This is a genomic window from Salinifilum aidingensis, assembly GCF_054782015.1.
Genome location: NZ_BAAGTH010000004.1, coordinates 232,730 through 256,725, shown reverse-complemented (window position 1 = coordinate 256,725; position 23,996 = coordinate 232,730). Strand labels below are relative to the sequence as shown.

At 72.3% G+C, this 23,996-nt stretch carries 20 protein-coding genes and 1 pseudogene; 17 read left to right on the top strand and 4 right to left on the bottom strand.

What is annotated here, in order from left to right:
- Positions 1 to 3: 3 nt before the first annotated feature.
- Both ACYVJE_RS08115 and mdo read right to left on the bottom strand, forming a co-directional pair.
- A complete protein-coding gene (locus tag ACYVJE_RS08115) occupies positions 4 to 1,164 on the bottom strand; it encodes an AAA family ATPase (protein WP_461143983.1) in 1,161 nt (386 codons plus the stop codon).
- 79 nt (positions 1,165 to 1,243) lie between these two features.
- Positions 1,244 to 2,536, bottom strand: coding sequence for an NDMA-dependent methanol dehydrogenase (gene mdo, locus ACYVJE_RS08110; RefSeq protein ID WP_459156010.1), 1,293 nt, complete (start codon positions 2,534 to 2,536; stop codon positions 1,244 to 1,246).
- 426 nt (positions 2,537 to 2,962) lie between these two features.
- Between mdo and mftA the strand changes: the two genes are divergently transcribed.
- The 10 genes from mftA (at position 2,963) to ACYVJE_RS08060 (ending at position 12,630) form a co-directional block, all read left to right on the top strand.
- On the top strand, positions 2,963 to 3,067 hold the full coding sequence (gene mftA / locus ACYVJE_RS08105; protein WP_459156011.1) for a mycofactocin precursor MftA: 105 nt from the start codon (positions 2,963 to 2,965) through the stop codon (positions 3,065 to 3,067).
- Positions 3,067 to 3,381 carry a mycofactocin biosynthesis chaperone MftB gene (gene mftB / locus ACYVJE_RS08100; RefSeq protein WP_459156012.1) on the top strand — a complete coding sequence of 105 codons (315 nt, stop codon included), beginning with the start codon at positions 3,067 to 3,069 and terminating at the stop codon, positions 3,379 to 3,381. The genes mftA and mftB overlap by 1 nt, the downstream gene beginning before the upstream one ends.
- A gap of 88 nt (positions 3,382 to 3,469) precedes the next feature.
- Positions 3,470 to 4,690 carry a mycofactocin radical SAM maturase gene (gene mftC / locus ACYVJE_RS08095; protein WP_461143982.1) on the top strand — a complete coding sequence of 407 codons (1,221 nt, stop codon included), beginning with the start codon at positions 3,470 to 3,472 and terminating at the stop codon, positions 4,688 to 4,690.
- 55 nt (positions 4,691 to 4,745) lie between these two features.
- Positions 4,746 to 5,942, top strand: a complete 1,197-nt coding sequence (mftD, locus tag ACYVJE_RS08090; RefSeq protein WP_461143981.1) for a pre-mycofactocin synthase MftD — start codon at positions 4,746 to 4,748, stop codon at positions 5,940 to 5,942.
- A gap of 7 nt (positions 5,943 to 5,949) precedes the next feature.
- On the top strand, positions 5,950 to 6,681 hold the full coding sequence (mftE, locus tag ACYVJE_RS08085; RefSeq protein ID WP_461143980.1) for a mycofactocin biosynthesis peptidyl-dipeptidase MftE: 732 nt from the start codon (positions 5,950 to 5,952) through the stop codon (positions 6,679 to 6,681).
- 75 nt (positions 6,682 to 6,756) lie between these two features.
- On the top strand, positions 6,757 to 7,545 hold the full coding sequence (locus tag ACYVJE_RS08080) for a mycofactocin-coupled SDR family oxidoreductase (protein WP_461143979.1): 789 nt from the start codon (positions 6,757 to 6,759) through the stop codon (positions 7,543 to 7,545).
- Positions 7,542 to 8,936 (top strand): mycofactocin biosynthesis glycosyltransferase MftF, encoded by a 1,395-nt coding sequence (mftF, locus tag ACYVJE_RS08075; RefSeq protein ID WP_461143978.1) that lies wholly within the window; start codon positions 7,542 to 7,544, stop codon positions 8,934 to 8,936. Before ACYVJE_RS08080 ends, mftF begins: the two co-directional genes overlap by 4 nt.
- A 384-nt stretch (positions 8,937 to 9,320) precedes the next feature.
- A complete protein-coding gene (locus tag ACYVJE_RS08070) occupies positions 9,321 to 10,325 on the top strand; it encodes an AraC-like ligand-binding domain-containing protein (RefSeq protein WP_461143977.1) in 1,005 nt (334 codons plus the stop codon).
- Between the two features lie 113 nt (positions 10,326 to 10,438).
- Positions 10,439 to 10,972, top strand: coding sequence for a flavin reductase family protein (locus tag ACYVJE_RS08065; protein WP_461143976.1), 534 nt, complete (start codon positions 10,439 to 10,441; stop codon positions 10,970 to 10,972).
- A gap of 83 nt (positions 10,973 to 11,055) precedes the next feature.
- Positions 11,056 to 12,630, top strand: a complete 1,575-nt coding sequence (locus ACYVJE_RS08060) for a 4-hydroxyphenylacetate 3-hydroxylase family protein (RefSeq protein WP_461143975.1) — start codon at positions 11,056 to 11,058, stop codon at positions 12,628 to 12,630.
- A gap of 492 nt (positions 12,631 to 13,122) precedes the next feature.
- Here the strand turns inward: ACYVJE_RS08060 and ACYVJE_RS08055 are convergent.
- Together ACYVJE_RS08055 and ACYVJE_RS08050 are read right to left on the bottom strand one after the other, a co-directional pair.
- A pseudogene (locus ACYVJE_RS08055) lies at positions 13,123 to 13,245 on the bottom strand (hypothetical protein); the annotation flags it as partial.
- A gap of 76 nt (positions 13,246 to 13,321) precedes the next feature.
- Positions 13,322 to 14,194, bottom strand: coding sequence for a LysR substrate-binding domain-containing protein (locus ACYVJE_RS08050; protein WP_459156021.1), 873 nt, complete (start codon positions 14,192 to 14,194; stop codon positions 13,322 to 13,324).
- A 109-nt stretch (positions 14,195 to 14,303) separates the two neighbouring features.
- Between ACYVJE_RS08050 and kdgD the strand changes: the two genes are divergently transcribed.
- From kdgD to ACYVJE_RS08015, 7 genes are all read left to right on the top strand, one after another.
- Positions 14,304 to 15,224, top strand: coding sequence for a 5-dehydro-4-deoxyglucarate dehydratase (gene kdgD / locus ACYVJE_RS08045; protein WP_461143974.1), 921 nt, complete (start codon positions 14,304 to 14,306; stop codon positions 15,222 to 15,224).
- A gap of 2 nt (positions 15,225 to 15,226) precedes the next feature.
- Complete coding sequence (locus ACYVJE_RS08040; RefSeq protein WP_461143973.1) at positions 15,227 to 16,813, top strand: aldehyde dehydrogenase (NADP(+)); 1,587 nt, start codon at positions 15,227 to 15,229, stop codon at positions 16,811 to 16,813.
- 17 nt (positions 16,814 to 16,830) lie between these two features.
- Positions 16,831 to 18,180, top strand: coding sequence for an enolase C-terminal domain-like protein (locus tag ACYVJE_RS08035; protein WP_461143972.1), 1,350 nt, complete (start codon positions 16,831 to 16,833; stop codon positions 18,178 to 18,180).
- A 112-nt stretch (positions 18,181 to 18,292) separates the two neighbouring features.
- A complete protein-coding gene (locus ACYVJE_RS08030) occupies positions 18,293 to 19,609 on the top strand; it encodes an enolase C-terminal domain-like protein (RefSeq protein WP_461143971.1) in 1,317 nt (438 codons plus the stop codon).
- Positions 19,610 to 19,747: 138 nt separating this feature from the next.
- Positions 19,748 to 21,193: a GntP family permease gene (locus tag ACYVJE_RS08025; protein ID WP_461143970.1), complete on the top strand. Its 1,446-nt coding sequence runs from the start codon at positions 19,748 to 19,750 to the stop codon at positions 21,191 to 21,193.
- 133 nt (positions 21,194 to 21,326) lie between these two features.
- Positions 21,327 to 22,514, top strand: coding sequence for an L-talarate/galactarate dehydratase (locus ACYVJE_RS08020; protein WP_461143969.1), 1,188 nt, complete (start codon positions 21,327 to 21,329; stop codon positions 22,512 to 22,514).
- A 126-nt stretch (positions 22,515 to 22,640) separates the two neighbouring features.
- A complete protein-coding gene (locus ACYVJE_RS08015) occupies positions 22,641 to 23,852 on the top strand; it encodes a PucR family transcriptional regulator (RefSeq protein WP_461143968.1) in 1,212 nt (403 codons plus the stop codon).
- The last annotated feature ends 144 nt before the right edge of the window (positions 23,853 to 23,996 follow it).

The window sequence follows — 23,996 nt, the reverse complement described above, 5'->3', positions numbered from 1 at the left end:
CCTTCAGGCGTTGCCGCGGCGGCGGAACTTGGAGGTGAACGACCGCTCCCCCTGGCCGGCGCTCACCCGGGGCGGGGTGGAGCGTTCGCCGTTGCCGGTCCGGCCGCGTTCCCCGTGCGCGTCCGGTTCCCCGTAGATGCCGGGGCCGTGCCGGCCGGGCTCGTCCTTGGCGCTGCGCACCGCCCGGCCCTCCCGGTCGGCCGGGCCCCCGGCCCCCGGGGTGCCGGCGGTGCCGGGGACCTCCCCCTCGACGAGCGCGTCCAGCTGTTCGCGGGCGCGGGCGAGGTCCTTGTCGTACTTGAGCACCACCGACAGCGTGGATTCCAGCTCCTCGGTGCCGAGTTCGGCGATGCCCAGCACGGCTAGCGTGCGGGCCCAGTCGACCGCCTCCGCGATGCTCGGCGGTTTGCGCAGGTCCAACTCGCGCAGTCCGCGCACGACCTGCACCAGGTGCGCGGCCAGCGCGTCGCCGACCCCGGTGCTCTTGGAGCGGAGGATCTCCAGCTCCCGGCCGGCGTCCGGGTAGTCGAGGAACAGGTGCAGGCAGCGGCGTTTCAGCGCCGCGGACAACTCCCGGGTGTTGTTCGAGGTCAGCACCACGTGCGGCGGGTGCTGCGCGATGAAGGTGCCGATCTCGGGGACCGATACCTGCCCTTCGGACAGGATTTCCAGCAGCACCGCCTCCAGGGCCTCGTCGGCGCGGTCGATCTCGTCGACGAGCAGCACCACCGGCGTTTCCGAGCGGATCGCCTCCAGCAGCGGCCGCGCGGACAGGAAGCGCTCGGAGAAGAACACGTCCTCGTGCGCGCCGATCTCCTCGACCGCTCCGGCGATGTCGGTGGAGCTCTCGACGATCTCGCCGATCTTCTCCCGCAACATCTGGGTGTAGAGCATCTGCTTGCCGTAGTCCCACTCGTACAGGGCCCGGCTCTCGTCCTGCCCCTCGTAGCACTGCAGCCGCACCATGCGCCGCCCGGTGGCCTCGGCCAGGGCCCGGGCGAGTTCGGTCTTGCCGACGCCGGCCGGTCCTTCCAGCAGCACGGGCTTTTCCAACCGGGTCTGCAGGTACACGGTGGTGGCCAACCTGCGGTCGGCCAGGTAGCCGACCTCGGCCAGGGCGCTGGCGGTGTGCTCGACGGAGTCGAAGCTCTGCGTAGGGCTCAAGGCCTCGCCTTTCCACGTGGTTTCCGGTGCGGCGCCACCGGCGCCCGCCGCGGTGGGCGGGCGCCGGTGGCGGGTGGCCTCAGGTCAGCAGGTCGTCGAGATCACCGTTGAACGCGTGCTCCACGACCGGGCGCACGGTCTCGAAGGTGGTCTCCTTCGGGTTCCCGGGCGTGCAGGCGTCCCCGAGGATGTGCTGCGACACGCGGTCCACGTCGTCCTTGTCGCCCTTGATGGCGATGCGCTTCTCGTAGAACTTCGTCGGACCCTGCCCCAGGCGGTTCTTCTCGTGGGTGTCCCGGGTGATGTCGGTGAACTTCTCCGTGATGCCCACGTCGCGCAGCAGCCGGACCGCTGCGGCCACGGCGGCGTCGGCGGCCTTCACGTCGTTCATCCCGGTGGTGTCCACGCCGAGCGCCTCGGCCAGCTCGGCGTACTGCTTGTAGGCCACGGGCAGGTTCCAAGCCCACACGCGCGGCAGCGCGATCGCGTTGTTCAACCCGTGGTGGGTGTCGTAGAAGGCGCTGACCGCGTGCGAGATCGAGTGGACCACGCCGAGACCGCCGGAGTTGAACGCCTGCCCCGCGATGTACTGGGCGTACATCATGCCTTCGCGAGCGGCCAGGTTCTGCCCGTTCCACGTGGCGGTGCGCAGGTGCTGCCCCACGAGTTCGGCGGCGTGGCGCGCCTGCCCCATGGAGGGGGTGAAGTCGAGCCGGGCGACGTAGGGCTCGGAGGCGTGCGCGAGCACGTCGAAACCGCACTGCGCGGTGAAGTGGGTGGGCAGGTCGTAGTACAGCACCGGGTCGTCGATGGCCAGGGTGGTCACAGAGTGGTCGTCGAAGGCGACGTACTTGTGCGGGTTCTCCGGGTCGGTGGTGGTGTCGGTGATGACGTAGGCCCACGAGGTTTCCGAACCGGTGCCCGCCGTGGTGGACACGGCGATGTGCGGCGGGTTCTTGGCGTTCTCGCTCTTGTTGAAGCCCTCGAACTCGTTGACGTTGCGCCCGTCGTGGGCCACCGAGATCCGCGCGCCCTTGCACGCGTCGTGCGAGGACCCGCCGCCGATGGAGATGAATCCGTCGCAGGAGTTCTCCTGGTAGAGCTGCACCGAATCCATGACGTTGTAGTCCTTCGGATTCGACTCCACCTTGTCGTACAGGACCGGTTCGAGGCCGTGGTACTTCAGCGACTCGAAGATCTTGTGCACGATGCCGGTTCCGCGCAGTCCGGAGGTCATCACCAGCGGTCGGCGCATTCCGATGCCAAGGGCCTCCGGACCGATCATCTCGTGCGATCCCGGCCCGAGCAGCGCCCGGGGAACCGGGTGGAACTCCTTGAGCGGGAAGGGTTTGAACAGCTCTTCGACCTGCATTCGATTCTCCTCTCACCGCGCGCACCGCTGCACTCCCCGACGCGCGTTCGCTCGTGGTCTCCGCATTCGCGAGGTGACGCGGATCACCTGCACCGGGACGCTAGGGCGACCCGGAGCCGGCGCGGAAGGCTTCGCGGCCGGAACCGCCGCCTCGGCCAGGCAACCGCGACCGGGCGGTCCGGGGCGGCCCCGTGCGAACGGACGGGGGAACCACCTGCCCGCCGCGGGAAATGCCCGGCGCACCCGCGTTCCGCACGGCTTCACCGCCGCGCGGAGCAGTCGGTGTAGGACTGCTACCTGCCCGAATGGAGGGGGAAACCACGTCCGCTGGCACGGCGTCCACCTGCCGTCGCGCCGACTAACTTCGGCTCCGGTCGGTGCGGATCCGAGGACCGCACCACCCGCGATGGATCAGGAGGATGCGCGATGAGCGAGCAGAACGGTTCCGAGCAGCCGGCGGCCGAGGACGTCGCCGCTGAGGAGCTCCTCGTCGAGGAGGTTTCGATCGACGGGATGTGCGGGGTCTACTGATGTCGGCCGAGACCCGCTCCTCCGGGGCCGCCGCGGCCCCGGAGGAGTCCGCCCCGGTTTTCGACCCGGACCGCCCGTACCGGTTGAGTCCGAACGTGGCGCTGCGGCCCGAGCGCTTCGGCGCGCTGGCCTACCACTTCGGCACCCGCCAGCTCTCGTTCTTGAAGACGCCGCAGCTGGTCGAGATCGTGCGGGAGCTGACGCAGCACTCCTCGGTCCGGGCGGCGGTGACCCACCTGCCCGGGGCCGAGCAGGCGAGCTACCTGAAAGCCCTGGCCGCGCTGGCGCGCACGGGCATGATCGTGCCCGCGTGAGCGCGCCCCCGGCAGCCGAGGAGGCCGCTGCACCCCTCGGCGCCGGTCCCTCCCCGGCGCCGCCGGGGCCGACCCGATAGGAGGTCCGATGAACGCGCCGTTGAAGACCAGCACCGCCACCACCTCGCAAGCCCCACCGCTGGTGGAGCAGTTCAAGTACGGGCTGGACGCGCCGATCTGCCTGACCTGGGAGTGGACCTACGCCTGCAACCTGTCCTGCGCGCACTGCCTGTCCTCGTCCGGCAGGCGCGACCCGGACGAGCTGAGCACCGACGAGATCAAGGCCGTCATCGACGAGCTCGAGCGGATGCAGGTCTTCTACGTCAACATCGGCGGTGGCGAGCCGACCGTGCGCCAGGACTTCTGGGAACTGGTCTCCTACGCCGTGGACCACAACGTGGGCATCAAGTTCTCCACCAACGGTCACCGGATCGACGCCGAGCGCGCCCGGTGGCTGGCCGCGACCGACTACGTGGACGTGCAGATCTCGCTGGACGGAGCCACCCGCGAGGTCAACGACGCGGTGCGCGGGCCGGGTTCGTACGACGCGGCCGTGGCCGCCATGGCCAACCTGCACGCGGCCGGCATGCGCGGGTTCAAGATCTCGGTGGTGATGACCAGCCAGAACGTCGGCCAGCTCGACGAGTTCAAGCGCATCGCCGACGGCTTCGACGCGCAGCTGCGCATCACCCGGTTGCGCCCCTCGGGCCGGGGTGCGGACGTGTGGGACGAGCTGCACCCCAGCGCCGAGCAGCAGTACACCCTCTACCGGTGGCTGCTGGAGCACGGCGATGAGGTGCTCACCGGCGACTCGTTCTTCCACCTCAACGCGCTGGGCTCGGAACCGCTGCCGGGGTTGAACCTGTGCGGCGCGGGCCGGGTGGTGTGCCTGATCGACCCGGTCGGCGACGTCTACGCCTGCCCGTTCGCCATCCACGACGCCTTCCACGCCGGCAACGTCCGCGAGGCGGGATTCGGCCCCGTGTGGTGGGACTCCGAGCTGTTCCACGAGCTGCGCCGGCCGCAGACCGGTGGGGCGTGTCTGTCGTGCTCGGCCTACGACGCCTGCCAGGGTGGCTGCATGGCGGCGAAGTTCTTCACCGGGCTCGCGCTGGACGGGCCGGATCCCGAGTGCGTCAAGGGCCACGGCGAGGCCGCACTGGCCCAGGTCGACGCGGAGCAGGCGCCGCGGCCCGCGCAGGACCACTCCAGGCCCAGCGCGAAGCAGCAGCAGGTGATGTTGGGCCTGCCCGGCCTGCGCCGACCCGACCGCGCCTGCGACGAGAGCCCGCTGGCGGGCATGACCTGAGCGATCCGGGCCGCGCGCCCGCACAACTCCCAGCTGTCAGGAAAGGAAGATCCCCATGGGTAGCGGCTGGTTCGAAACCGTCGCCGAAGCGCAGCGCAGAGCGCGCAAACGGCTGCCGTGGTCGGTCTACGGAGCGCTCGTCGCCGGGTCGGAGAAGGGCGTGACGCTGGCGGACAACCAGGCGGCCTTCGCGCAACTGGGCTTCGCCCCGCACGTGGCGGGGCTGTGCCACGAGCGGGAACTGTCCACCGCGGTGATGGGTCAGCCGATCTCTCTGCCGGTGCTCATCTCCCCGACGGGGGTGCAGGCGGTGCACCCCGACGGAGAGGTGGCCGTGGCCCGCGCCGCGGCCAACCGCGGCACCGCCATGGGGCTGAGCGGGTTCGCCAGCAAACCCGTCGAGGAGGTCGTGCGGGCGAACCCGCAGACCTTCTTCCAGACCTACTGGGTGGGCAGCCGCGACGACATCGAACGGCGCATGCAACGCGCCCGCGACGCGGGTGCGGTGGGCCTCATCGCCACCACCGACTGGTCGTTCTCGCACGGCAGGGACTGGGGCAGCCCGGCGATCCCGGAGAAGATGAACCTGCGCACGATGGCCAAGTACGCCCCGCAGGCGCTGACGCATCCGCGCTGGTTCGCCGAGTTCGCCAAGCGGCGCCAGATCCCGGACCTGACCGTGCCGAACATGCGCGAGCAGGACGACGCCGACGCGCCGACGTTCTTCGGCGCCTACGGCAAGTGGATGTTCACGCCCCCGCCGAGCTGGGACGACATCCGCTGGATGGCCGAGCAGTGGGACGGGCCGTTCATGCTCAAGGGCCTCGGCCGCGTCGACGACGCCAAGCGCGCCGTCGACGCCGGGGTCACCGCCATCTCCGTGTCCAACCACGGCGGCAACAACCTCGACGGCACGCCGGCGGCCATCCGCACCCTGCCGCGCATCGCCGACGCCGTCGGCGACCAGGTGGAAGTGCTCCTCGACGGCGGTGTCCGCCGCGGCAGCGACGTGGCCAAGGCCCTCGCGCTGGGCGCCAAGGCCGTCATGATCGGCCGGGCCTACCTGTGGGGTCTGGCGGCCAACGGGCAACCCGGGGTGGAGAACGTCCTCGACATCCTCCGCGGCGGCCTCGACTCGGCACTGCTGGGCCTCGGCAAGGCCTCGGTGCACGACCTCGACCGCTCCGACGTCGTCGTCCCGTCCGGGTTCGAAAGCGGCTTCGGCGGCTCCGAAACCCTCGGGGCCGGGTGAGTCGCCGGTGCCCCCGCAGCCGGAGGAAGCACTCGCCGAGCACTCGTGGTGCGAGCTGGCCGACCGCGCCCCCACCGTGCTGCTCCCGCTCGGCGCGTGCGAGCAGCACGGCCCGCACCTGCCGCTGGACACCGACGCAGCGGTGGCCGCGGAGGTCGCCCGGCGCGGCGCGGCACTGGCGGCCGGTGCGGCGGACGTGCTCGTCGCGCCCGCCCAGCCCTACGGGGCCAGCGGCGAGCACGAGGGCTTCCCCGGAACCGTCTCCACCGGGCACGAGGCCTTGCAGCGGCTGCTCGTCGAGATCGGCCGGTCGCTGGGCCGGTGGGCGCCGCGGCTGCTCGTGGTCAACGCGCACGGCGGCAACCTCACCGGACTGACCCGCGCCGTCGCGCAGCTGCGGGCGAAAGGACGGGACGTGGCGTGGTGGCACTGCAGCGTTCCCGGCTCCGACGCGCACGCCGGGCGCACCGAGACCGCGCTCATGTCGGCGCTGCGTCCCGGGTCGGTCCGCGACGAGCACCGCAGCACCGGGCGCACCGAACCGGTCGCCGAGCTCATGCCGGCGCTTTCCCGGCACGGTGTGCTCGGGGTGAGCACGAGCGGCGTGCTCGGCGACCCGACGCGCGGAACGGCCGCGGAGGGGCGGGCCGCGGTGACCGGCATGGCCGAACGACTCGCCGCGGCACTCGTCCGGTGGTCCGTCGAGGACGGCGCGCTGAGCGAAACCGGGGTCCGGTAGTGCTTCGTTCGCCGCTGTCGGCGATCGTTCCCGCATGGTCTACGAGCTTCTTTTCGTTCCGGGGAGGAGAACGCGATGGCTGAACCGCGGGTGGCCGTGGTGACCGGGGCAGCGCGGGGCATCGGCGCGGCAGTGGTGCGCCGCCTGGCCGGCTCGGGGTGGCGGGTGATCGCGGTCGACCGCTGCGCCGACGATCCGGCGGTGCCCTACCCGCTGGCCACCCCCGAGCAGCTGGCGGCGCTCGCGGACGAGTTCCCCGAGCAAGTGGTGCAGGCCGCCGCCGACGTCCGGGAGACCGCTGCGCTGCGCGACGCCGTGGCCCTGGCCGAGGAGCGTTTCGGCGGCCTGGACGCGGCCGTGGGCGCGGCCGCGCTCATGGCCGGGGGCGAGCCGTTCTGGGAGGCCGACGAGTCCGAGTGGGACGTGCTGTTCTCCACCGGTGTGACCGGTGTGGCCAACCTCGCCCGCGCCGCGATCCCGGCGCTGCTGCGCCGCCCGGAACCGCGCACAGGCCGGTTCGTCGCCCTGGCCTCGGCAGCCGCCCACCGGGGACTGTGGCGACTGACGACCTACAACGCGGCGAAGCACGCGGTGGTCGGACTGGTGCGCGGGTTGGCGACCGATCTGCGCGGCACGGGCGTGTGCGCCACCGCCGTCTCCCCCGGCTCGACGCGCACCGACATGCTCGACGCCACGGCCGCGATCTACGACCTGTCCGACGCCGAGGAGTTCGCCGGCCACCAGCTCACCGAGCGGCTGCTCGACCCGGACGAGGTCGCCGCCGCGGTGGCCTTCCTGTGCTCGCCGGAGTCCTCGGCCATCACCGGAAGCGTCGTGCACGCGGACGGGGGGTTCACGGCTTGAGCACCGCTACCCCGCCGGACGGTCCTGCACCACCGGAAAGCGCGGCCCCGCCGGAAGGCGCGGTCCTGCGGTCGGACGCCTCGCTGCGCCGGTTCGCCGCCGACTCCGTGCTGCTCGGCGGTTCCCCGCTGCGGCTGCTGCGGCTCGGTTCCCGCGGAGCCGCCGTCGTCACCGGCTGGTTGAACGGCGAGCGGCTCGGAGCGGGCCGGGGTGAGCAACGCCTGGCCCGGCAGCTGATCGACGCGGGCCTGCTGCACCCCGAACCACCACCGGGCCGGTTCGCACCGAGCGATGTCACGCTGGTGGCGCCGGTGAAGGACGACCCGTCCGGGGTCCGCCGGCTGTGGCGGGCCACGGCCGAGCTCGGCGACCGGGTGCTCGTCGACGACGGTTCGGCCGCCCCGCTGCCCGAAGCGGCCGTGCGCCACGAGACCCCGCGCGGGCCGGCGGCCGCGCGCGATGCGGGGTGGCAGCGCGCCGGCACGGAGCTCGTCGCCTTCGTCGACGCCGACGTCCGGCCCGAGCCGGGCTGGCTCGAGCCGGTGCTGGCGCAGTTCGCCGACCCGGCGGTGGCCGCGGTCGCCCCGCGCGTGCGCAGCAGTTCCGGCCCGGGGGCGGTGGCCCGCTACGAGCGGAGCCGTTCCAGCCTCGACCTGGGGGAGCAGCCGGCCCCGGTGCGGCCGATGAGCCGGGTCAGCTACGTGCCCGGCGCCGCGCTGGTGGTGCGCCGCAGCGCCCTGGAGGAGGTCGGCGGCTTCGACGCGCGGCTGCGCTTCGGCGAGGACGTGGACCTGGTGTGGCGGCTGCTCGACAGCGGCCGCGCGGTGCGCTACGAGCCCCGCTCGGTGGTCCACCACGACCCGCGGGCGGGCCTGGCCGCGTGGCTGCGCCAGCGGTTCGACTACGGCACCTCGGCGGCACCGCTGTCGGCGCGCCACCCGGGACGGTTGACGTGCGCGAAGATGTCACGGTGGAGCGCGTTGTCGTGGACGTTGCTCGCCGCGGGACGCCCCTGTTCGGCGTTGGCCACCGCGGTGGTGACGGCTGCGCTGTTCCCCCGCAAGCTCCGCGGTCGCGGTCTGCCCGCCGCGCAGGCGCTGCGACTGGCCGGGTCGGGGCACCTCGGCGCGGGCCGGTTGCTGGCCGACGCCGCCCGCCGCACCTGGCTGCCCCCGCTGGCGGTGGCGGCGGTGTTCAGCCGGCGGGCGCGCCGGGCGCTGCTCGCCGCGCTGCTGCCGTGCCTGGTCGAGTCGGCGGGCCGCGGTTGGGACTGGGCCGTGCTGCGCGTGCTCGACGACGCCGCCTACGCGGCCGGCGTGTGGCGCGGCTGCCTGCGCGAGCGCACGCTCGACCCGCTGCGCCCGCAGTTCACCGAGGACTCGCTGCGCTGACTCGCCGAGCTCTCCGCCGCGCCACCGAGGGCCGGTGCTCGCCGGCGTCCCCGTCCCGGAGCCGTGCCGGCGGCGGCATCGCGCCGGCGGCGGCGTTGACGTGCCGCGCGCGCACCCGCATAGTACCGAGCCAAGATTCCGCGCCGCCTCCCCGGGAGATTCGGACGCGGTGCATATCGGCGAATCGATCGACGGCCAGCGGGAGTGGAGCCATGCCCGAGGAGCACGCCGAGCAGGTCGCTCATCCGAGAACCCTCCGGTTCACCACGCACGGCATCGCTCCGGCGAGCCGGGTGCACATGTGGGAGCACCACAACGCCCGAGCTCTCATACCCCTCGACATCCGCACGATCGACGAATCGCCGCTGCGCGCGGGAGATCAACGTGCACCTGCCGAACCTCAGCCTCGCGCAGGTCAACGGTTCACCCCAGATCGTGGAGCGCTCGGAGTCGTTCATCCGCGACAACCCCGCGGACGCGGTGGCGATCTTCTTCGCCACGCAGGGGGAGGCCTTCTTCTTCCACCGCGGCGGCAACGAATCCCTGAAACCGGGCGAGGCCATCATGTACGATGCGGACCTGCCCTACACCCGCGGATTCGCCCGTGGACTGGAAGAACTCGTCCTGACCGTTCCACGATCGGTCTACTGCGGACTCACCAGTGGTGGCGCGCCGCGCGAACCGGTGATCTTCCCGTTCGGAACCGGTGCTCAGCGCGCAGCGCACACCCTGGCGAAACTGGTGCGCCGCACGGTGGCGGCGCAACTGGACACCGCCGCGGCGCACGTCCCGGTGAGCGCGGAGGTGGAACGCTCCGCCCTGGACCTCCTCCGTCCGCTCGTCGTGGACCGCGAGGCGGGAGCCGGCCCGTGCTACGTGGCGGCGGCCAAGGACTACATCGAGCAGCACCTGGCCGACCCCGATCTGTCGGCTCAAGGGGTGGCCGCAGCGGTCGGCATCAGCCCGCGCCACCTCGCGCGCGCGTTCGCCGACGCGGGCCTGACGCTGCGCGACTACCTGCGCGACCGTCGCCTGGACCGCGTGGGAGTTGCTGACCTCCCCGGAAGGCGAGGGGCGTCCGCTCGGGGAAATCGCGCCGGCGCTCGGATTCTCCTCGCACAACTACTTCAGCCGCGCCTTCAAGAACCGCTTCGCCGTGACTCCGCGCGAAGCGCGCCGGCAGGACCGCTCCGGGGCCGCGCCGGACGCGGACACCGCACCGCGGCCGGTGCGGGTCGTGTGACCGCCGGCGTCACCACCTGCGTGTCCGAGGCAGCGCGCACCGCAGCGGAGGACCGGGCTCGAACACGCGCAGAATCGATCCAGGAGTTGCGCTCCCTTCGCACTCAGCCGCCGGGTCCTAGCACTCAGCGGACATCGCCGGCGTGACGCCTTCCACAGCGCGGCGAGTCGGGTCAGTCTTCGGACACCCGCAGACGGGTGGAGGGGCCCGCCCACCGCGCGGCCGGGCCCTCCGGCCCCCGACCGTCACTGGAGACGTCATGCACCTGGATCCGCGAGAACTCAGGAACTGCCTCGGCCACTTCACCAGCGGAGTCACCGTCGTCAGCTGCGAGGCCGACGGAAGCCCGCACGGTGCGACGGTCAACGCGTTCAGCGCGGTCTCCCTGGATCCACCGCTGGTGCTGGTGTCGCTCGACCGCCGCAGCAAGGCCTGCGGGTACTTGGAGAACCGCCCGTTCGCGGTGAACGTGCTCCGCGAGGAGCAGGACGCGGTGGCGCTGCACTTCGCGGGAAAGCCCGCGGACGAACCGGTCGAGTGGGTGCGTCCCGCTGATTCCGCGCCGTACCTGCGGGAATCGCTCGCACGCATCTCGTGCCGGCCGTGGCGGTGCTACGACGGCGGGGACCACGTCATCCACCTGGGCGAGGTCGAGACGTTCGAGTGCACCGGCGGCGATCCGCTCGTGTTCTACCTCGGCGCGTTCCGGCACCTGGGCGAGGTGTTCCAGGACGCACCGTGGCTCGAATCGGCCGACTGCCCCACGGGCCAGACCCGTTTCGTCCGGGCGTGAGCCCGGCACGGACACGGCGCACCCGCACCCGAAGAACGCGGAGACTCCGCAGCAGCGGGAAATCCGCAGCGAAGGAGCACGTGATGACCCAGCAGGAAGAGCGCACCAGCAATCCCGCCGTCGCCCCGCAGGCGCAGCAGCGGCCGATGACCGGCGACGAGTACGTCGAGAGCCTGCGCGACGGCCGGGAACTGTGGTTGTACGGGGAGAAGGTCGACGACGTCACCACGCACCCGGCCTTCCGCAACCCGGTGCGCATGACGGCGCGCCTCTACGACGCGCTGCACGACCCGGACGAGCAGGACGTGCTCACCCGGCCGACCGACACGGGCAGCAACGGGTTCACGCACCCGTTCTTCCGCGCCCCGCGCAGCGCCGAGGACATGGTCGCCGACCGGGACGCGATCGCCGAGTGGGCGCGCCTGTCGTACGGGTGGATGGGGCGCAGCCCGGACTACAAGGCGAGCTTCCTCGGCACGCTCGGGGCCAACGCCGACTTCTACGAACCGTTCTCCGACAACGCCCGCCGCTGGTACCGGGAGTCGCAGGAGAAGGTGCTGTACTGGAACCACGCGATCATCAACCCGCCGGTGGACCGCCACCGCGACCCGGAGGAGGTCAAGGACGTGTTCATGCACGTCCACGAGGAGCGCGACGACGGACTCGTCGTCTCCGGGGCGAAGGTCGTGGCGACCGGCTCGACGCTGACGCACTTCAACTTCCTCGGCCACTACGCCCTGCCGATCAAGGAGCGCGAGTTCGCGCTCGTGTGCACGGTGCCGATGAACGCGCCCGGGATGAAGCTGATCTGCCGCCACTCGTACTCCATGCAGTCCGACGTGATGGGCAGCCCGTTCGACAACCCGCTGTCCTCGCGCATGGACGAGAACGACACGATCTTCGTCCTGGACCGGGTCAAGATCCCCTGGGAGAACGTGTTCATCTACGGTGACACCGAAAAGGCCAGCACGTTCATGCCCAACTCCGGGTTCCTGCCCCGGTTCACGTTCCAGGGCGTGACGCGGTTGGCGGTCAAGCTCGACTTCATCGCGGGCCTGCTCATGAAGGGCGTCGAGGTCACCGGGACCAAGGACTTCCGCGGCATCCAGACCCGCGTCGGCGAGGTGCTCGCCTGGCGCAACATGTTCTGGGGACTGACCGACGCGATGGCCAGGACCCCGGAGGGGTGGAAGGACGGCACCGTGCTGCCGAACGCGGACTACGGCATGGCCTACCGCTGGTTCATGACGCAGGGGTACCCGCGCATCAAGGAGATCATCCAGAAGGACCTCGGCAGTTCGCTGATCTACCTCAACTCGCACGCGCGGGACTTCAAGCGGCCCGAGATCCGGTCCTACCTGGACAGGTACGTGCGCGGGTCGAACGGCTACGAGGCGGTGGACCGGGTGAAGCTCATGAAGCTGATCTGGGACTCGATCGGCAGCGAGTTCGGCAGCCGCCACGAGCTCTACGAGGTCAACTACTCCGGCAACCACGAGGGCGTGCGCGCCGAAATCCTGTACGCGCACCAGAACTCGGGCAAGGCCGATGAGATGAAGGGCTTCGCCGAGCGGTGCATGGCCGAGTACGACTTGGACGGTTGGACGGCACCGGACCTCTTCAACCCGGACGACGTGTCCGTGCACGGCCGCAGGTGAACCCGGGCGGGTCCCTCGGCCGGAACCGCGCCCCGCCCCGCAGCGCGCTCGGGTTCCGCGAGGACGACCGCGGAGCCCGAGCGCCTGGTCCGCAGACGGACCGGGCGCTCGACCGAGCCGGACCCGCACGGGCGGGGACTCCCACCCGCGCAGGGTGTTGTTGCGGTGGCGCACCGGGTCAGCAGCGAGTTCGATCCGCTCCACCCGCCGCACCAGCGCGGTGAGCACGGCTTCGGCTTCCAACCGCGCCCCGTGCTGACAGCCGCTCGGCGAACAGCACCTCGTCGCCGTCGCGCACCCCGAGCTGGACGTGGTGGCCACGACGGCGTGCACGTCCTCCAGGAACGGCATCGCCGCCTCGCGCAGACCCGACGTGGGCGAGGCGCGCGAGGCGACCTCCCACAACCGCACCCCGACGCGCACGGCGCGGTCGCCGTCGCGGCGCAACCAGCCGTGCCGGACGAGCTCGTCGACGAGGCGCGAGGCGGTGGCGACGCGCAGGTCCGCCCGCCGGGCGATCTCCGAGACCGCCAGGGCGGGCGCGTCGACGCCGAAGCGCTCGACGATGCGCACGATCCGCGCCACCACGAACTCCCCGGCCCGCGAGTTCAGCATGACCGGCAGCGTGCGAACCGTCCCGCCGGTTGTCGAGCCCGGCGGCGCCGAGCACCGCACCGCTCCGGTCGCGTGCTCACAGCTCCGCGAGCAGCGCGTGCAGGGCGGGGTTGTCGTTGTCCTCGCGCCAGGCCAGGTGCAGCTCCACCGGGTCCGGCGCGGGCAGGTCCACCTGCCGCAGCACGACCCCCTCGAACCGCAGCCGCGCCGCGGTGGACGGCACCAGGGACGTGCCCAGGCCGACCTCGACGAGGGCGAGGACGGTGTGCACCTGGCTGACGTGCTGCACGTACACCGGCCGCACCCCGGCCGCGGAGAAGACGCCGGCGAGCAGTTCGTGGAAGTAGCGCGCCTCGGACGGCGAGTAGCCGACGACCTCGGCGCCGTGGAACTCCTCGAGGCCGAGGGGTTCGCCGGCGTCCACCAGGGGGTGGCCCGCCGGCAGCGCGGCCAGCAGCGGCTCGCTGCGCAACCGGCGGGAGGCGAGTTCCGGCCGCGCCGGGGGGCGCACGAGCCCCAGGTCGAGCGCCCCGGAAGCGATCCGCTCGAACTGGTCGCGGGTGACGAGCTCCTGCAGCACCACCTCCACGTGCGGCAGCTGTTCGTGCGCCGTGCTCAGCAGCGGGCCGAGCACGCCGTAGGCCGAGGTCGCGGTGAAGCCCACGCGCACCGTGCCCTCCTGGCCGGCGGTCGTGCGGCGGGCCGACAGGGCGGCGTTGTCCGCCTCGTGCAGCAGCCGCCGCGCGTCCCGCAGGAACGCGCGCCCGGCGGGCGTGAGCCGCACCGTCCGGCCGCTGCGGTCGAACAGCCGCACCTGCAGTTCCTTCTCCAACTGCTGGACCTGGCGGCTCAGCGGCGGCTGCGTCATGCGCAGCCGCTGCGCCGCCCGGCCGACGTTCCCCTCTTCCGCGACGGCGACGAAACCGGCGAGCTGCGTGAGCGTGAACATTGATGCTCTCTCAGTATCGAAGAATGCCTTTTCGGAGTTGGACGCGCATTGATCGGCGACTCTACCGTCATCTCCAGTCAAAGCACGGATTCTGGAGGACGACGCACCGATGTCCCGCTTCACTCCGCCCGATCTCGCCCACCGGTTGGCCTCCGGTCTGCTGTCCTTCCCGGTGACCCACTTCCGCGCGGACCGCTCCTTCGACGAGCCCGCCTACCGCGAGAACATCGGCTGGCTCGGCTCGTTCGGCGCGTCCGGGTTGTTCGCCGCCGGCGGCACCGGCGAGTTCTTCTCGCTCACCCCCGCCGAGGTCGAGCAGGTCGTCACAGCCGCGGTGCAGGAGGCCCCGCAGGACGTGCCGATCGTCGCCCCCGCCGGTTACGGGACAGCGCTGGCCGCCGAGCTGGCCCGCGCGGCCGAACGAGCCGGCGCCGACGGCGTGCTGCTGTTCCCGCCCTACCTCACCGAGGCCGACCAGGAGGGACTGGCCGCCCACGTGCGCGCGGTCTGCGCGGCCACGGACCTCGGCGTCCTCGTCTACAACCGGGCGAACGCCACCTACACCGACACGACCGTCGCGCGGTTGGCCGAGGACTGCCCGAACCTCATCGGTTTCAAGGACGGGGTCGGCGACATCGAGCGGATGACCCGGCTGCACTCCCGCGTGGGCGAGCGGCTGACCTACGTCGGCGGGCTTCCCACCGCGGAAACGTTCGCCCTGCCCTACCAGGAGTTGGGCGTGACGACGTACTCCTCGGCGATGTTCAACTTCGTGCCGGAGTTCGCGCAGCGCTTCTACGCGGCCGTGCGCGCACGCGACCGGGAGGCCGTGCACCGCTACCTCGACGAGTTCGTCCTGCCCTACTGCGACATCCGCAACCGCCGGGCGGGGTACGCGGTCAGCATCGTCAAGGCCGGCATGACCGTCGTCGGGCGACCGGCCGGTCCGGTGCGCAGCCCGCTGGTGGACCTGGACGAGGACGAAAGCACCCGCCTGGCCGAACTCGTCGAACGCATTCCGAAGGAGTGATCATGCCCCAGCAGCACCCGACAGGCCACATGTTCCTCGCCGGGGAGGCCGTCTTCGGCGGCGGTGCGCGGATCCGCGCCACCGACCCCGACACCGGCGAGGAACTCGAGCCCGCCTTCGGCCACGGCGGCTCCGCCGAGGTGGAGCGCGCCTGCGCCGCCGCCGAGGAGGCCTTCGCCTCCTACCGCGCCGTCGACCGCACCACACGCGCGGCGTTGCTGGAGGGCATCGCCGACGGAATCGAGGCGCTCGGCGACGCGCTCGTCGAGCGCGCCCGCGCCGAAACCGGCCTGCCGACCGCCCGGTTGACCGGTGAGCGCTCCCGCACCACCGGCCAGCTGCGGATGTTCGCCGCGCTGCTGCGCGACGGCGGCGAACAGGTCCCGCGCCTCGACCCCGCCCGCCCCGACCGCCAACCGCCGCGCGCGGACATCCGGCAGCGGGCGGTGCCGCTCGGACCGGTGGCGGTGTTCGGCGCCAGCAACTTCCCGCTGGCGTTCTCCGTCGCGGGCGGTGACACCGCCGCGGCGCTCGCCGCCGGCTGCCCCGTCGTCGTCAAGGCGCACGACGCCCACCCCGGCACGTGCGAGCTCGTCGCGCGCGCCGCGACCGAGGCCGTGGCCGATCTGGACCTGCCCGCGGGCACGTTCTCGATGCTGTTCGGCTCGGGGCCGGAGCTGGGCGTGCGGCTGGTCGGCGACCGGCGGATCCGGGCGGTCGGCTTCACCGGTTCGCGCGCGGCCGGGACGGCCCTGCGCAACGCTGCCCAGCAGCGCCCGCAGCCGATCCCGGTGTACGCGGAGATGAGCAGCATCAACCCGGTGTGCCTGCTGCCGGGCGCGCTCGCCGAGCGGCCCGCCGAACTCGCGCGCGGCTTCGTCGGCTCGCTCACCTCGAGCGCGGGCCAGTTCTGCACCAACCCGGGGCTCGTGCTCGCGGTCGAAGATCCGCAGCTGCGGACGTTCCTGGACTCCGCGGCCGCCGAGGTCGCGGCCAGCGAACCGAGCACGATGCTCACGCCGGGGATCGCCCGCTCCTACGACGAGGGCGTGGCCGAGTTCGCCGACCGCGCGGACGTCGAGGTGCTCGCCCGCGGCCCGGAAACCGACCACCCGAACCGGTGCCGCCCGGCGCTGCTGGCCACCGACGCGGCGAGCTTCCTCGCCGACAGCGGCCTGCAGCGCGAGGTGTTCGGGGCGAGTTCGCTGGTGGTGCGGTGTCGCGACGCCGCTCAGCTGCGCGAGGTGGCCGGGAGCCTCGAGGGGCAGTTGACCGCCACCGTGCACGCCTCCCCCGCCGATCACGACGAGGCCGCGCGACTGCTGCCGGTCCTGGAGCTGCTCGCCGGTCGCGTCCTCTTCGGCGGCTGGCCGACCGGCGTCGAGGTCGGGCACGCGATGGTCCACGGTGGACCTTTTCCGGCCACATCGGACGCACGCACCACGTCGGTGGGCACCGCGGCCGTCGACCGGTTCCTGCGCCCCGTGGCGTACCAGGACGTGCCCGCCGACCTGCTGCCGGCGGCGGTCGCCGCCGACAACCCCGAAGGACTGCTGCGCCGCATCGACGGCGAACCGGGACGCCACTGAAGCACGCGGAGGAACCCATGGCACACGCACAGCGGTCCCCTGTGGTCACCGGGATGCGCGTCATCCCCGTGGCCGGGAGCGACAGCATGCTGCTCAACCTCAGCGGCGCGCACGCGCCGTTCTTCACCCGCAACCTGGTGGTGCTCACCGACGCGGAGGGGCGCACCGGTCTCGGCGAGGTCCCCGGCGGGGAGGCGATCCGCGCCACCCTCGAGGAAGTCGCCGAGCTCGTCGTCGGGGCACCGGTGGCCCGGCTGCGGTCAGTGCTCAGCGCGGTGCGTTCCCGCTTCGGCGGGCGCGACGCGGGAGGGCGCGGTCAGCAGACCTTCGACCTCCGCGTGGCGGTGCACACCGCGACCGCTGTCGAATCGGCGATGCTCGACCTGCTGGGGCAGCACCTCGACGTGCCCGTGGCCGAGCTGCTCGGCGACGGGCAGCAGCGCGTCGACGTCCCGGTGCTGGGCTACCTGTTCTACGTCGGCGACCGGACGCGCACCGACCTGGCCTACCGCGCCCCGGAGGACGAACCGGCCGGCGCGGACGACTGGATGCGGCTGCGGCACGCGGAAACCCTCACCGCGGACGGGGTGGTGCGGCTGGCCGAAGCGGCGCAGCGGCGCTACGGCTTCCGCGACTTCAAGCTCAAGGGCGGCGTGCTGCCGCCGCAGGACGAGGCCGCAGCGGTCACCGCGCTCGCCCGGCGCTTCCCCGACGCGCGGATCACGCTCGACCCGAACGGGGCGTGGCCGCTGGAGCAGGCCATCGAGCTCGGCCGCGAGCTTCCGGGCGTCCTCGCCTACGCCGAGGACCCGTGCGGCGCCGAGGACGGGTTCTCGGGGCGGGAGACGATGGCGGAGTTCCGCCGCGCCACCCGCCTGCCCACGGCGACGAACATGATCGCCACCGACTGGCGCGAGCTCGGGCACGCCGTGCGGGCCGACGCGGTGGACATCCCGCTGGCCGACCCGCACTTCTGGACGATGAGCGGTTCGGTGCGCGTGGCCCAGCTCTGCCACGAGTGGGGCCTGACGTGGGGATCGCACTCCAACAACCACTTCGACGTGTCGCTGGCCATGTTCACCCACGTGGCCGCCGCGGCGCCGGGGGAGATCACGGCGATCGACACGCACTGGATCTGGCAGGACGGTCAGCGGCTCACGCGGGAGCCGCTACGCATCGGCGACGGCCTGCTCCGGGTGCCGGACGCCCCCGGCCTCGGCGTGGCGCTCGACGAGGAGCGCGTGGCGGCCGCGCACGAGCTCTACCGGGCCGAGGGGCTCGGTTCCCGCGACGACGCCGCAGCGATGCGGTACCTGGTCCCCGACTGGACGTTCGACCCGAAGCGCCCGGCCCTCGAGCGGGGCTGACACCGCTGCGGCCGGGCGGGGCCCTCCTCGCCCGGCCGCGGCGCTCCCGATCCGGAGCGGCGGGGAGCGTCACCGCCGCGACCGGTCCGTCCACACCGCACAGGAGGCAACGATGCCTGCTCCAGGACCGACCAACGCGTCCCACGTCACCGACGTCCGGGTGACGCCCATCCTGATCTCGGACCCCCCGCTGCTCAACCTGCCCGGAGCGCACCAGCCGCTGACCCCCCGCACCGTCGTCGAAGTCGAGACCGCCTCGGGTCACGTGGGTCTCGGCGAAACGTACGGCGACCAGTACTACCTCTCCGCCGTCCGCGCCGTCGCCGCGCAGCTGCACGCCGCCGACGTCTCCCGCCCCAACGCCCTGCTCGCGCGCGTCGACGAAGCCCTGGACGGGCCCGGTCGCGACGAGAACGGCTCCGGCGGTGCCGAGGCGGGGGCTCCCGCCTCGGCGCTGCGCGGCAAGCACGACCTCCCCAAGCTCAAGGCCAGCGCGCACTCCGCGTTCGAAGTGGCCTTCCTGGACGCCTGGGGGAAGGCCCTCGGTGTTCCGGTGCACGCCCTGCTGGGCGGGAAGGTCCGCGACCGGGTGGACTACAGCGCCTACCTCTTCTACAAGTACGGCGCGCACCCGAACCGGGAACCGGACGCGTGGGGGAGTGCGCTGGACCCCGCGGGAATCGTGGCGCAGGCGCGCACGTTCGTGCAGCACTACGGGTTCTCGTCGATCAAGCTCAAGGGCGGCGTGTTCCCACCGGACGAGGAGATCGCCGCCATCCGCGCCCTCCGCGCCGCGTTTCCCGAACTGCCGCTGCGGCTCGACCCCAACGGCGCGTGGTCGGTGGACACGGCCGTGCGCGTCGCGCGCGAGCTCGACGGGACGCTCGAGTACCTGGAGGACCCGACGCCCGGCCCCGACGGCATGTCGCAGGTGCACGCGAGGACCGGCATGCCGCTGGCCACGAACATGTGCGTGACCGGGTTCGACGAGGTCCCGCAGGCGTTCGGCAGCGACGCCGTGCAGGTCGTGCTCGCCGACCACCACTACTGGGGCGGCCTGCGGCGCACGCAGGAACTCGCCGCCCTGTGCCGCACCTACGGCGTCGGCGTCTCGATGCACTCGAACACGCACCTGGGCATCAGCCTCGCCGCGATGACCCAGGTGGCCGCGACCGTGCCGAACCTGCACCACGCCTGCGACACGCACCGGCCGTGGCAGGACGAGGACGTCGTGGCCCGGCCGCACACCATCAGCGGCGGGGCCGTCGTCGTCAGCGATGAACCCGGACTCGGGGTGGAGCTCGACCGCACCGCCCTGGAGCGGCTGCACGCGCGCTGGGCCGGCAGCGAGGTCCGCGCGCGCGACGACGCCGCGGCGATGCGGGCCCACGACCCCTCCTGGACCGCTCCGCACCTGCCGCGCTGGTGACCGGCGTTCCGGGCGGCCGCCCGGAACGCCACCCTCCCCGCACCGCCGCGCACCTCCCCGGCCCACCCGCGCGGGGGCGCGCATCCCGACGAACTTCGAACTCCCGCTGATCCCGGACACCGCGGAAGGTGGACGCCCATGCCGTTCCTACCCGCACACCCCGCACCGCTCGTCCTCGCGCAGTCGGAGGACGCGAACATCACGCCCGCCTGGGACCTGCCCGACTGGGCGCTCGTGCTCAGCGTGGCAGGTGGCATCGCGCTGCTGCTCGTGCTCGTGCTCGCCCTGCGATTACACGCCTTCGTCGCGCTGCTCGTCGTCAGCATGGTCGTGGCGCTGGCCTCCGGCATCCCGCTCAACCAGATCCCCACCGTGCTGGAGAACGGCATGGGCGAGATGCTCGGCAGCTTCGCCATCATCGTCGCTCTCGGGGCGATGCTCGGTCGCGTCATGGAGCAGACCGGCGGTGCGCAGGCCCTCGCCGAACGCCTCCTGACCCTGTTCGGCGAGCACCGCGCTCCGCTGGCGATGGGCGTGACGGCACTCGTCGTCGGCATCCCCCTGTTCCCCGACGTCGGTTTCATCCTGCTGCTGCCCCTGGTGTACGCCGTCGCGGCCAACGCGGGACGTTCCCTGATCAGCATCGCACTGCCCACGCTGGGCGCTCTGGCGATGCTGAACGCGGTGCTGCCCCCGCACCCCGGACCGGTCGCCGCCGCGGAGCTGTTCGGCGCCAACCTCGGGTGGCTGACGATCATGGGCCTCCTCTGCGGCCTGCCCGCCTGGTTCTTCGGCTCCTACCTGTTCGGCAAGTGGATCGGCGACCGCACCTTCACCCCGGTGCCCGAGCAGCTGTCGCTGAGCGTGTCGGAGGAGGCCGGCCAGCGCGCGCAGAACCAGCGCCCGCCGTCCCTGCCGCTGACCGTGACGTTCATGGTCCTGCCGGTCGTGCTGATCCTGCTCAACACGTTCTCCGACGTGTTCCTCCCCGACGGACCGGTGCGCAGCTTCTTCCTGTTCATCGGTGACCCGATCAGCGCGCTCACCATCTCCACCCTGCTGGCCTTCTGGATCCTCGCCCGCCGCAGCGGGTTCACCCTGCAGGGCGTCGAGAAGGCCGCCTCGGCCTCGCTGGGCCCCGTTGCGATGGTGCTGCTGGTCACCGGAGCCGGTGGCGTGTTCGGCGCCGTGCTCGAGGCCACCGAAGCCGGTGACGCCCTGGCCAACGCGATCGGCAGCGCCGCGCTGCCCCCCACCGTGCTGGCCTTCCTCGTCGCCGCGGTGCTGCGCGTGGCCCTGGGGTCGAAGACGGTGGCGATCGTGACGACCGCACCGATCATCAGTCCCTTCATCGAATCCGCGGACCTCTCCCAGCCGGAGACCGCGCTCATCGTCATCGCCGTCGCCGGCGGCGGGACCGTGCTCTCGCACGTCAACGACTCCGGGTTCTGGCTGTTCAACCGCTACCTCGATCTGGACGTCAGGAGCACGCTGAAGACCTGGACGCTCATGGAGACGATCATGGGCGCGCTGATGTTCCTGATCGCCCTGGTGATCAGCATCGGCATCACCGCGTTCGGCTGAGCGCGCAGCGCTCCCGCGCGGTTCCCGGACCGCCCCGGCGCGACGCGGCGAGCAGGCAGTGGTCCACCACCACGTCCCCACCACCACGGCCCACCACGCGACAACGGTCCAACGTGCACGGAGAGGAAACCCCTTGACTACTCGATCCGGCAGTCCTGCCACCCGGCCGTCCACCAGCGCCCCCGAGGAGGCGCCCACCGACGCGATCTCGAAGGTGCACCTCTCGCTGGTCCGCCTGCCGCTGGAAGCCCCGATCAGCGACGCGAAGGTCCTGACCGGCAGGCAGAAGCCGTTGACGGAGATCGCGCTGCTCGTCGTGGAGATCAGCACCGAAGCGGGGCACGGCGGTGTCGGCTTCAGCTACGCGAAACGCGCGGGCGGTCCGGGCATGTTCGCCCACGTCCGGGAGATCGCCGGCGACCTGATCGGGGAGGACCCCAACGACATCGCCCGCCTGTGGGACAAGCTCGTCTGGGCCGGTGCCTCGATGGGCCGGAGCGGGTTGGCCACCCAGGCGGTCGGGGCCTGCGACATCGCGCTGTGGGACCTCAAGGCCAAGCGCGCGAACCTGCCGCTGGCCAAACTGCTGGGGGCGCACCGCGATTCGGTTCCCTGCTACAACACCTCCGGTGGTTACCTGTCCGCTTCCACCGAGCAGATCCTGGAAAACGTGGACCTGTCCCTCTCGCGCGGCATCGGCGGCATCAAGATCAAGGTCGGACAACCCGACGCGCGAGAGGACCTGCGGCGAGTCGAGGCCGTGCGCGAACACCTCGGGGACGCGTTCCCGATGATGGTCGACGCCAACCAGCAGTGGGACCGGGCCACCGCGCAGCGCACCGGCCGGGTGCTGGAGCAGTTCCAGCTCACGTGGATCGAGGAACCGCTCGATTGCTCCGACGCCGAGGGGCATGCCCGGCTCACCGCGGCGCTGGACACACCGATCGCCACGGGCGAGATGCTGACCAGCGTCGACGAGCACTGGAACTTCGTCCGGCAGGACGCCTGCGACTACGTCCAGCCGGACGCTCCCCGGGTCGGCGGGATCACGCCGTTCCTCCGGATCATGGCCCTGTCCGAGCACCGCAGGTTGTCGCTGGCCCCGCACTTCGCCATGGAGATCCACCTGCACCTGGCCGCGGCGTACTCGGGTACCACCTGGCTCGAGCACTTCGAGTGGTTGGAACCGGTGTTCAACGAACGACTGCAGCTGCGCAACGGGCGGATGGTCGTGCCGGACCGCCCCGGCCTCGGTTTCTCCCCGTCGGAGCAGGCACGGGCGTGGACCAGTGCGGAGGCCGCGGTGGAAGCCCCTGCCTGACCGGGGCCGCACCCGGCGCACGGCGTCACAGCACCCCGCGAGTTCCGGATCACCGCAGCGCACCCCCGGGAACGAGGGAGGAGGGCAATTGCCAAGCCCGCCGCGGGCCGTCTACGTTCCCGGGCCATGGACACCGACGCACGGACCGTTCCGGACGAGCGGGACGCGGGTGCCGCCGAACTCGCGCGTGCGACGCTGGCGAAGCTGGACACGGTCACCGACCGGCTGGTCGAGGCGATCGTCACCGAAAACCCCCGGTACTACCGTTCCCAGCAGGTGTCCGAACCGGACCTGCGGGCCTCGTGCCGGGCCAACATCGAGCGCGTGCTGCAGCTGATCGGCCAGTGCACCCCCGAGGGGGAGGACGCCTACGACGCGGCCCGGCGCACCGGGCGCAAGCGGGCGGAGCAGCGCGTCCCGCTCGACCTCGTGCTGCGCTCGTTCCGCCTGGGCGGGCGCGTGGTGTGGTCGAACACGCTGGAGGCCGCCCGCGGCAGCGAGCGCATCGACCAGGAGCTGCTGCTCGAGATCGCCACCTCCGTGTGGACCGTGGTCGACGAGGTCTCCTCGGTGGTCTCGGACAACTACCGCCGCGCCGAGTTGGAGGTGCTCCGCGCCGACGAGCAGCAGCGCCGCGCGCTCATCGACTCCCTGCTGCACGGGACGGAGGAGGAAGCGGGATCGGCGGAGTCGCAGCTGCGGGCGCTGGGGCTGCCGGCGAACGCGTCCTACCTGGTGGTGGTCAACGCCGCCGACGACGGGCCCGTCGACCCGGTGCACCGCGAGGAGATGCTGGCCCGCCACGGGGTCTCCTCGGCGTGGCAGGCCAGGCCGGCGGCCCTGGTGGGGATCGTCGCGGTGCAGCTGGACCCGGTCGAGGCGCTGACCCGGGTCCTCGCGGAGAACGTACCGGGGCGTGTCGGTCTCTCCCCCGGCGTCACCAGCGCCGCCGAACTGCCGCGCGCCCACGAGTGGGCACGGCTCGCCCTGCGCACGGTCCCTCCCGGAACGACCGGAACGGCCACGCTCGACGAGCGGTTGCCGCAGGCTCTCGTGGCCCGCTCCCCGGCGCTGGCCGAGCGGCTCGTGCACCGCGCGCTCGGTCCGTTGCTGGAGCTGCCGGAGCAGGAACGCGACGTGTTGCTCGCGACGCTGGCGTCTTGGCTGGCGGCCGACCGTTCGGCCAAGCTCGCCGCGACGAGGCTGTTCTGCCACCGCAACACCGTCCTCAACCGGCTCGCGCGGATCGAGTCGGTGCTGGGGCGGTCGATCAACGGCGTCGAGGAGGCCGTGTGGCTGCGCCTCGCCCTGGACGCGCGGCGGTTGCACCCGAGTTGAGCCCGGGCGCGCCGGAGCCGCGAGCAGCACGCCGGGCCCGGCCGGTCAGCCATCCGCCGCCGCTGCCCGCAGCGCAGGCCCGCCGAGTGCCGGGAAGGCGCTGCACTGGGACTATCGCTCCCGCTTGTGAGCCCACCGCAGGTT